This is a genomic window from Amycolatopsis sp. SID8362 (genome assembly GCF_010550475.1).
Lineage (GTDB): Bacteria > Actinomycetota > Actinomycetes > Mycobacteriales > Pseudonocardiaceae > Amycolatopsis > Amycolatopsis eburnea.
In genome coordinates this window covers 1-8,406 of the sequence record NZ_JAAGNB010001844.1, presented here as the reverse complement: position 1 = coordinate 8,406, position 8,406 = coordinate 1, and the positions used below count along the sequence as shown (strand labels likewise).

7 protein-coding genes and 1 pseudogene are annotated in these 8,406 nt (G+C 71.9%); 3 read left to right on the top strand and 5 right to left on the bottom strand.

What is annotated here, in order from left to right; translation table 11 throughout:
• Positions 1–1,403 (top strand): glycosyltransferase family 4 protein (locus G3I65_RS56095; RefSeq protein ID WP_203612783.1); only part of this gene is annotated, 1,403 nt, incomplete at its 5' end.
• Between the two features lie 13 nt (positions 1,404–1,416).
• Here G3I65_RS56095 and G3I65_RS56090 read toward each other — a convergent pair.
• The 5 genes and pseudogenes from G3I65_RS56090 to G3I65_RS56070 all read right to left on the bottom strand — a co-directional run bounded on the left by G3I65_RS56090 (position 1,417) and on the right by G3I65_RS56070 (position 6,844).
• Positions 1,417–1,893, bottom strand: coding sequence for a (2Fe-2S)-binding protein (locus tag G3I65_RS56090; protein WP_160704793.1), 477 nt, complete (start codon positions 1,891–1,893; stop codon positions 1,417–1,419).
• Between the two features lie 15 nt (positions 1,894–1,908).
• Positions 1,909–4,170 carry a molybdopterin cofactor-binding domain-containing protein gene (locus tag G3I65_RS56085; protein WP_160704791.1) on the bottom strand — a complete coding sequence of 754 codons (2,262 nt, stop codon included), beginning with the start codon at positions 4,168–4,170 and terminating at the stop codon, positions 1,909–1,911.
• Positions 4,171–4,187: 17 nt separating this feature from the next.
• On the bottom strand, positions 4,188–5,393 hold the full coding sequence (locus tag G3I65_RS56080) for an oxygenase MpaB family protein (protein ID WP_160704789.1): 1,206 nt from the start codon (positions 5,391–5,393) through the stop codon (positions 4,188–4,190).
• A 37-nt stretch (positions 5,394–5,430) separates the two neighbouring features.
• Positions 5,431–5,598, bottom strand: a pseudogene (locus G3I65_RS59235) (hypothetical protein); the annotation flags it as partial.
• 31 nt (positions 5,599–5,629) lie between these two features.
• Entirely contained in the window at positions 5,630–6,844 is a 1,215-nt protein-coding gene (locus G3I65_RS56070) for an oxygenase MpaB family protein (RefSeq protein ID WP_160704787.1), read from the bottom strand.
• 143 nt (positions 6,845–6,987) lie between these two features.
• Between G3I65_RS56070 and G3I65_RS56065 the strand changes: the two genes are divergently transcribed.
• Complete coding sequence (locus tag G3I65_RS56065; protein ID WP_309236126.1) at positions 6,988–7,653, top strand: TetR/AcrR family transcriptional regulator; 666 nt, start codon at positions 6,988–6,990, stop codon at positions 7,651–7,653.
• A partial coding sequence (locus G3I65_RS58995) for an NB-ARC domain-containing protein (RefSeq protein ID WP_309236125.1) occupies positions 7,650–8,406 on the top strand: 757 nt, incomplete at its 3' end. The genes G3I65_RS56065 and G3I65_RS58995, both read left to right, overlap by 4 nt.

Sequence of the window (8,406 nt, the reverse complement as noted above, 5' to 3'; positions counted from 1 at the left end):
CCGGCGGCGTGCTCCTGCACCGCGCGTACGCCGCCGGGCCCACCGCGGTCGTCGTCGGGACCACGACCGTGCTCGACCCCCTGACCGCCGTCGCCGTGGCCGCCGTGGCCTACGGCGAAGTTCCACAGCCCGCCGCCGCGCTCGCCGCGGTCGTCGCTCTCGCCGGTGTGCGCGTGCTCGCCGGTGCCGTTCCGCAAGCCCCATCGAAACCCGAGGAGAACCCCGTGCACCCGACCGGCCTTCGCGTCCTGATCGGCGCCGACACGTTCCCGCCCGACATCAACGGCGCCGCGTTCTTCGCCGAGCGCCTCGCCCGGGGGCTCGCCGGCCGCGGCCACGACGTCCACGTCGCCTGCCCGTCCGACACCGGCCCGGCCCGCACCGAGGAGCGCGACGGCTACACGATCCACCGCCTCCGCTCACACGCCATCCCGTTCCACCGCGGCTACCGGTTCTGCACCCCCGGCGCCGCCCGGACCGCCGCCGGCGCGGTCCTGGACCGGATCCGCCCGGACGTCGTCCACGTCCAAGCCCACTTCGGCGTCGGCCGCGCCCTGCTCGCCACCGCCGCGCGGCGCGGCATCCCCGGCATGGCCACCAACCACTTCATGCCGGACAACCTCCTCGGCTACACCCCGTTCCCGCGGTGGCTGAAGGACGCGATCGCCCGCTGGGCGTGGCGGGATCTCGCGCGCGTCTACCGCGACGCCCGCATCGTCACCACGCCGACCCCACGCGCGGCCGAGGTCCTCGCGGGGATCGGCCTGGACCGGCCGGCGCAGGTCGTGTCCTGCGGCATGGACCTCGCCCACTACGCCACCCCGGAGCGGCCGGCCGACCGGCCGATGTCGGTCCTGTTCGTGGGACGGCTCGACGAGGAGAAGAACGTCGACCAGCTGCTGCGCGCCCTCGCTCCGCTGCCGCACGTCCGCGCCGACCTCGTCGGCGACGGCACCCGCCGCCGCGAGCTCGAAGACCTCGCCGCCGGGCTGGGCATCGGCGACCGCGTCACCTTCCACGGGTTCGTCCCCGACGGCGAACTCGTGCACCGCTACGCCGAAGCCGGCGTGTTCTGCATGCCCGGCACCGCCGAGCTGCAGAGCCTCGCCACCATGGAGGCGATGGCCGCGGGCCTCCCGGTCGTCGCCGCCGACGCCCTCGCCCTCCCCCACCTCGTCCACCACGGCGAAAACGGGTACCTGTTCGAGCCGGGCGCGATCACCACGATCTCGCGCTGGATCGCCGACCTGGCCGCCGACCCCGACGCCCGCGCGCGCATGGGCGAGGCGTCCCGGGCCATCGTCGCGCGCCACGACATCGACGACGCGCTGGCCGCGTTCGAGACGCGGTACCGGACCCTGCTGGGGGTGCCCGCGCCGGCCGTGCTCGACCACGCCGCCTGACGCGGACCGCCAGTTACATCCCACGTGCGCCGGCCTTGATCGCTTCCCGGATCCGGACGTAGGTACCGCACCGGCAGATGTTGCGCAGTTCGTCGAGATCGGCGTCGGTGACTTCCCGCCCCTGCTCCCGGACGCGGCGGACCAGCGCCACCGCGGCCATGATCTGCCCCGGCTGGCAGTAGCCGCATTGGGCGACGTCCCGGTCGAGCCACGCCTGCTGCATGGGGTGCAGTTCGGCGTCCACCGTGGCCGGCAGCCCTTCGATCGTGGTGATCTCGTCGGCCGGGCCCAGCTCCCCCACCGGAATGGCGCAGGGGTTCACGGCCCGGCCGTTGAGGTGACTGGTGCATGCCTTGCAGACGTTGATCCCGCACCCGTACTTCGGCCCGGTGACGCCGAGGACGTCACGCAGCACCCACAGCAGCCGCACGTCGTCGGGCACGTCGACCACGACCGGCTCGCCGTTGACGCGGAACCTGTGCTCGGGCAAGGCATCCTCCTGGTGTCACTGCGCTTGGCCGATCCCGTTCACCGGCGACGCGGGAACGGGCGGCACGGTCGGTTTCGGCTCGAACGACACCGTGCCGTGGTTGATCGGGAACTCGGTCGGCGTCACGCCGGTGGCACGGCCGTAAGCGCAGGCGACGGCGGCCATCGACGCGGCGACGCCGAGTTCGCCCGCGCCGCCGGGCTGGTCCGAGGAGTCCGGCAGGATGATGACCTCGAGCTCGGGCGGGGTGTTCCACTGGCGGGTGTAGAAGTAGTTGTCCCAGCTGGCTTCGAGGAAGGCGCCGTCGCGCAGGTGCAGGCTCGAGGTCAACGTCTGGGCGATGCCGTCCATGACCGCGCCCATCACCTGGGCCTCGAGGCCGCGCGGGTTGACGGTGAGCCCCACGTCCACCGCGAACACGACCTTGGTGACGCGCGGCCCGGCGACGCCGTCGCGGACCGGCCGGTTCACGGTGGCCGGCCGGCAGTCGATCTCCACCAGCGCCGCGCTGGTGGAGTGGTACTCGCTGTGCACCGCGATGCCTTGCGCCGTCCCGGTTTCCATCGGACGGCCCCAGTTCCCGGCCTCGGCGACCGCCGTCAGCGCGGCCCGGGCCCGGTCGTCGCCGAGCGCGTCGCGCCGGAACTCGTACGGGTCCCGGCGCAGCTTCGCCGCGAGCTTGTCGACCACCAGCTCGCGCGCGCAGGTGACGTCCGGGGAATAGACGTTGCGCATGCTGCCGGTGTTGAAGCCCTTGCCGGTCTCGCTCAGCAGCTGGCTCACGGCCCCGAAGTCGTACGGAACCGTCTGGCTCAGCACGAAGAACACCTCGGAGAAGGCGAGGTCGACCACCGGCAGCCGCGCGGCGAGGGCGGTGACGATCTCGCCGAAACCGTGCCCCAGATCCGTGGCGACGCTGGTGTGGCGTTGTTCGTAACCCAGCACGGTGCCGCCGACGTGCGCGATGCGCACCCGTGAGGTCGCCATCGGGTGCACCCGGCCCTGCCGGACGTCGTCGGCGCGGTGCCACATGAGCTTGACCGGCTTGCCGATCAGCTGGGACGTTTCGGCTGCCTCCAGCGCGGCGTCGAAGAAGAGCTTGCGGCCGAAGGATCCGCCGCCCTCGACGACGTGCACGGTCACCGCCGAGACCGGCAAGCCGAGCTTCGCCGCGAGGGTTTCCTGCGCGACGATCGGCGACTTCAGCGCCGACCAGACTTCCGCGCGCCCGGGCCGCACGTCGGCGATCGCGCAGTTCGTCTCCAGCGCGCTGTTGCCCCGGAACCGGAACGTGAACTTGCCTTCGACCGTGGACGCCAGTGGCGGCGGCCCGAGCGGCAGCTCGGCGAGGGCCAGCTCGCGCAGCACCGTGTCGTCCGACTTCCCTTCCGCGGTCCCGGGTTTCCACGACACGCGCAGGGCCCGCACGCCGTCGATGCACTGACCGAACGTCTCGGCCCGGACCGCGACCCCGGTGGAGATGACGACGACGTCGGTCACGCCGGGCATGGCGCGGACCTCCGCCAGGTTGGCCACCGAGCGGACCGTGCCGTTGATCGTCGGGGGACGGCACACCATCGTCGGTTTCGCGCCGTCGACCGGCAGGTCCATCGTGAACGCCTTGCGGCCGGTGACCGCGTCGCGCGCGTCGACGCGGGTGCGCGGGGTGCCGATGACGGTGAACTGCCCCGGCGGGCTCAGCGTCACCGGCACCTGCAGCGTCCGCGAACTCGCGGCCCGTTCCGCGACCGCGCCGATGTCGACCCGCCGTCCGCCGCCGTCGCTGATCACGCCCGCCCGCAGGCTCAGCCCGGCCACCGGGGTGCCGAACCGCGCGGCCGCCGCTTCCAGCAGCCGCAGCCGGGCGGTGGCCGCGGCGACCCTGATCGGCGTGAACGTCGAGAACGTCGTGTTCGACGCGCCGGTGAGCTGGTTGAACACGAGCTCCGGCCGTGCGCCCGCCAGCGTCACGCGCACCCGCTCGACCGGCACGCCCAGCTCCTCGGCGATCACCATCGCCGTCGAGGTGGTGATGCCCTGCCCCACTTCGGCGCGCGGCAACGCGAACGACACGGTCCCGTCGGCGTTGACGTCGACGGTGATCAGCCCCGAGGTCGGGAGCGCGGCCGCGGTCAGCACCGCGTTCAGGTCGAGGAGCTTCGACGGCTGTGGCGAAGGAAGCGCGCCGGCCGCCGGCCGGAAGTCCGCCGCGGCCACCAGCGTCGGCGCCGCGAGGACGTACCCCAGGAACCGGCGCCTGCCGAAATCTGCGTCCATCTCGCCGCCATCCCCGTTCAGTTCGGCCGGTTGGCGGTCGGGAGGTCGATGACCGCGCCCTGCCCCTTGGTGAGGAAGAGCAGGATGTACTGGCGCACCGCCTCGTCCAGCACCCACGCGGCTTCGGGCACCAGCGGCAACGGCAGCAGCCCTTCCCGGAACGCGACGAGCGCCGGCCAGGCCGTGCCGACGAGCGGACCCCACAACGGCTCGCGCGGGATCGCGTCCCAGTCGGCGACCTGGTCGCCGACGAGGTACCGGGCGAACGCGTTGACGACCGGCCGGTCGATCCGGCCCGGGCTGGTCTGCTCGGCGAGCTGGTTCAGCAGGATGTCGGTCAGCTCGACGCCTTCCCGGGTCGGCGCCATCGCCGAGGGAAGCAGCTGGTCTGATTGGGCGTTCGCCGCGTCCCACGTCGCGGGGATGTACTCGTCGCGGACGCCCAGCATGTGCACGGTCACCTGCCAGACGTGCAGGTACGCCTCGGATTCGGCGCGCGACATCGGGACCTTCCACTCGCGCAGCTTGCGCATCGCGTAGGTGGGAAGCGTGTGCCAGGTGACCAGGATGTCGCTCTGGCTGATCGGCACATCCCCGGTCCAGTAGGGGGATTGCGGCAGCAGGTGCCGCACCGCCGCGTGCACCAGCCGCGTCTTCACCGCCTGCACGACGCACGTGCCCTCCGGCCGGTAGGCGTCCAGTGCGCCGACGGCGAAGCCGAGCATGCTGGTCTTCGCGACGCGGTCCTCCATGTCCGCGCCGCCCTTCGAGTAGTAGACCGAGCGGGCCTCCTTGACGATCGCGGTGGACAGCATCCCGCCGCCCAGGCCGTTGAGCAGGTTCAGGTACAGGCCGCGTGACTTGTTGAAGCGCGCGGCGGTCTCGAGCTTGTCGTGGTCGGCCCAGGCGGGCAGCTGCCGCGCCTGCTCCATGAAGTCCCGCAGGTACCCCGGCAGCCCGTCCGGCAGCGGCTGGTCGTTGCGGGTCCAGGTCCGCAGCAGCTCGTTGACGGCCGGCACCTCACCGCGCTCGAGCAGCGCCGCGGACACCGGATCGGCCTGCTCGTCCCACACCCACCGGGGGTCGGCGCCGGCGCCGTTCCCCGCGACGGACCCACTGGGCGCCCAAGTCCAAGCCGATGCGGGCGACGCGATGCTCAAGGCACCCAGCGCACCCAAAGCCCCGCTGGAGACCAGCATCTTCCGCCTGCTCATTTCCGCCATGGCGGCTTCCTTCCACCTCTGGAACAGAGGATTCGGTTCAGGTGATGTCCGACGCCAGTGGCGCGATGACTTTCATGGACCGGCCCTGGTACTCGCCGGGCGCGGCGCCGAAGAACTCGACCTGCATCCCCTTAGAGCGAGATGCGTTGGTGCCCTTGAAGAACACCGCCAGCTCGGCATCGGCCGGTACGCGGTCGTAGAAGTCGTCGACCGCGGCCGTCGTGGGTGGCCGGCGCTCAGGCGGGCCGGTTGGTGTCCGGGATCTCGATGCTGATCGTCTGCCCTTCGGACAGGAACAGCAGCGCGATCTGACGGATGATCTCCTCCAGCGTCCAGTAAGCCGCGGGCGCGAGCGGGAAGGGCAACAGGCCTTCGCGCACGGCGATGAACGGCGGCCACGCGGTCTTCAGCAGCGGGTCCCACACCGGCTCGCGCGGGATCGCCAGCCAGCCGGCGATCTGGTCGCCGAGGATGAAGCGGGTCAGCGCGCCGAGGATGTGCGTGGTCAGGATGCCGCCGTCGATCGTGGCGCCGAGGTTGAGCAGGATGTCCGCGAGGTTCTTGCCTTCGGGCGTCGGCCCGAGGATCGGGTCGAGCACCTGCTTGGCCTGCGAGTCGGCCTCGGCCCACGACGCCGGCAGGTACTCGTCCTGGATGCCGAGCATGTGCCCGCACAGCTGCCAGGAGTGCAGGAACGCGGCGGACTCGTCGGCCGCGACCGGGACGCCCCACGCGGTCAGTTTCTGCATCACGGTCGTGGGGAGGCTGTGCCAGGTCACCAGCAGGTCGCGCTGGCTGATCGGGATTTCCTGGTCCGAGCCGGTGGTCCACTCCGGCGACCGGGGCAGCAGGTGCCGCACCGCCGCGTGCACCAGGCGCGTCTTGACGCAGGTGACGATCAGCTGGCCGTCGGGCTGGAAACCGTTGCGCTGCGTCATGTCGTAGCCGAGCTTGGCGGTCTTGGAGATGCGGTCCTTCAGGTTCGCGCCGCCCTTGGAGTGGTACACCGCGCGGGCTTCGTGCGGGATGACCGTCGAGATCATGCCGCTGGCGAACCCGTAGAGCACGCCGAGGTAGATGCCGCGTTTCTTGTTGAAGTCGAACGCTTTCGCCAGCTTGCCCTGGTCGGTCCAGGACGGCAGCCGCCGCGCGCTTTCCATGAAATCGCGCAGGTACGCCGGCAGCCCGGCCGGCAGGGGCTGGTCGTTGCGGGTCCAGGTGCGCAGCAGCTCGTTGACGTGGGCGACGTCGCCGCTGTCGAGCACCGCGGCCGACACCGGATCCGCCTCCGGGTCCCACACGTACCGCGGGTCGGCCCCCGAACCGCCGGCGGCCACCGATCCGGTCGGCGACCACGTCCACGCGTACGCGGGTGAGGCGAGGCTCACCGCCCCCAGCGCGCCCAGCGCTCCGCCGGTCCTCAGGATGTGTCGACGGTTGATCTCTCCCATGCTCCCTCAGCCTCCTTGCCGGAAAGCCATGACATTGAGATACGCATTTCATATCTGCGTATCATCATGACAACACAGGCGCGGCGACGACCACAAGACCTAGAGTGGGAACCGTCGCTGACCGGTCGTCCGAGGAAGTGCGCGTGGAACCTTCCCTGCTGTACACAGGCTCGGAGTCGTTGCTCGAACGCGCCTACGCCGACGCCAGCGAGCAGGTGGACGAGTCCGACGACGTCCGCACCCGGGTGCTCGACGGCGCCTTCGAGCAGTTCTGCCACCTGGGCATCCAGCGCTCCACGATGGAGGACGTCGCCCGGCGCGCCGGCGTCTCGCGGATCACCGTCTACCGCCGGTTCGCCACGAAGGACCTGCTGGTGCAACAGGTGGTGCAGCGGGAGTTCCGCCGCTACTTCGACCGGTTCCTGGTCGACATCCGCGCCGCCCGGACGGTCGCGGACAGGCTGGTCGTCGGGTTCGTGAGCTCGTTGCGCGCCTTCCGGAGCAACCCGCTGATCGGCGGGCTGATGGAGGTGGAACCGGACCTGCTGATCTCCTCGCTGACCGGGGACGGCGGCGCGACGCTGGCGGTCGTGCGGCAGTTCGTCGCCGGGCAGCTGCGCGAGGAGCAACGCGCGGGCCACGTCTCCGCCGAGCTCGAACCCGACCTCGTCGCCGAGGTGCTGGTCCGGGTGTCGGCCTCGTTCCTGACCATTCCCAGCCGGCTGCTCGACCTCGACGACGACGAGCAGCTGGCCGCGGTCGCGCGCAGGTTTCTGGTGCCCATGCTGCGACCGCCGACGGAATCGTGAGCCGGGACGAGCCGCGCAACGTCGTCACCGGTACGACCGCCGGCCCCGTCCTGCAAGCCGCCGAGGTCCACGGGGACGTCCACCTGCACGCCGCGCCGCCGCCCGGCCGCGTGCCGCGGCAGCTGCCCGGGACCGTGCGGCACTTCGTCGGCCGCGAACGGCACTTGGCCGCCCTCACCGCGCACCTCGACGAAGCCGCGGCGAGCCCGGACCCGGTGGCGATCTCGACGATCGAAGGCATGGCGGGAATCGGCAAGTCCGCGCTGGCGATCCACTGGGCGTGGCTGCACGCGGGGCACTTCCCCGACGGTCAGCTCTACGCCAACCTGCGCGGCTTCTCCCCGGCGGCGGCGATGCAGCCCGGCGAAGCGCTGTGGGGGTTCCTGCACGCCATGGGCGCGCCGCGCGACACGCCGTCACTCGACCTGGGCGCCCAGGCCGCGCTGTACCGCAGCATGCTGGCCGGGCGCCGGATGCTGATCGTCCTGGACAACGCCCGCGACACCGAGCAGGTGCGGCACCTGCTGCCGGGCGGCGGCACCTGCCACGTCATCGTCACCAGCAGGCAGCGGCTGACCGGTCTCGTCGCCCAGGCCGGCGCGCGCCCCATCAGGATGGACGGGCTCGGCACCGGGGAATCCACCGTGCTGCTGGGCGCGCTCGTCGGCGCCGGCCGGGTGGCCGCCGAGTCCGGCGCCGCGCACGACCTCGTCGAGCTGTGCGCGCGGATGCCCCTCGCGCTGACGATCCTGG

Excerpts from the sequence above, each read along its gene's own strand:
- G3I65_RS56070 (WP_160704787.1), bottom strand. The coding sequence starts at position 6,844 with ATGGGAGAGATCAACCGTCGACACATCCTGAGGACCGGCGGAGCGCTG.
- G3I65_RS56080 (WP_160704789.1), bottom strand. The coding sequence starts at position 5,393 with ATGGCGGAAATGAGCAGGCGGAAGATGCTGGTCTCCAGCGGGGCTTTG.
- G3I65_RS56085 (WP_160704791.1), bottom strand. The coding sequence starts at position 4,170 with ATGGACGCAGATTTCGGCAGGCGCCGGTTCCTGGGGTACGTCCTCGCG.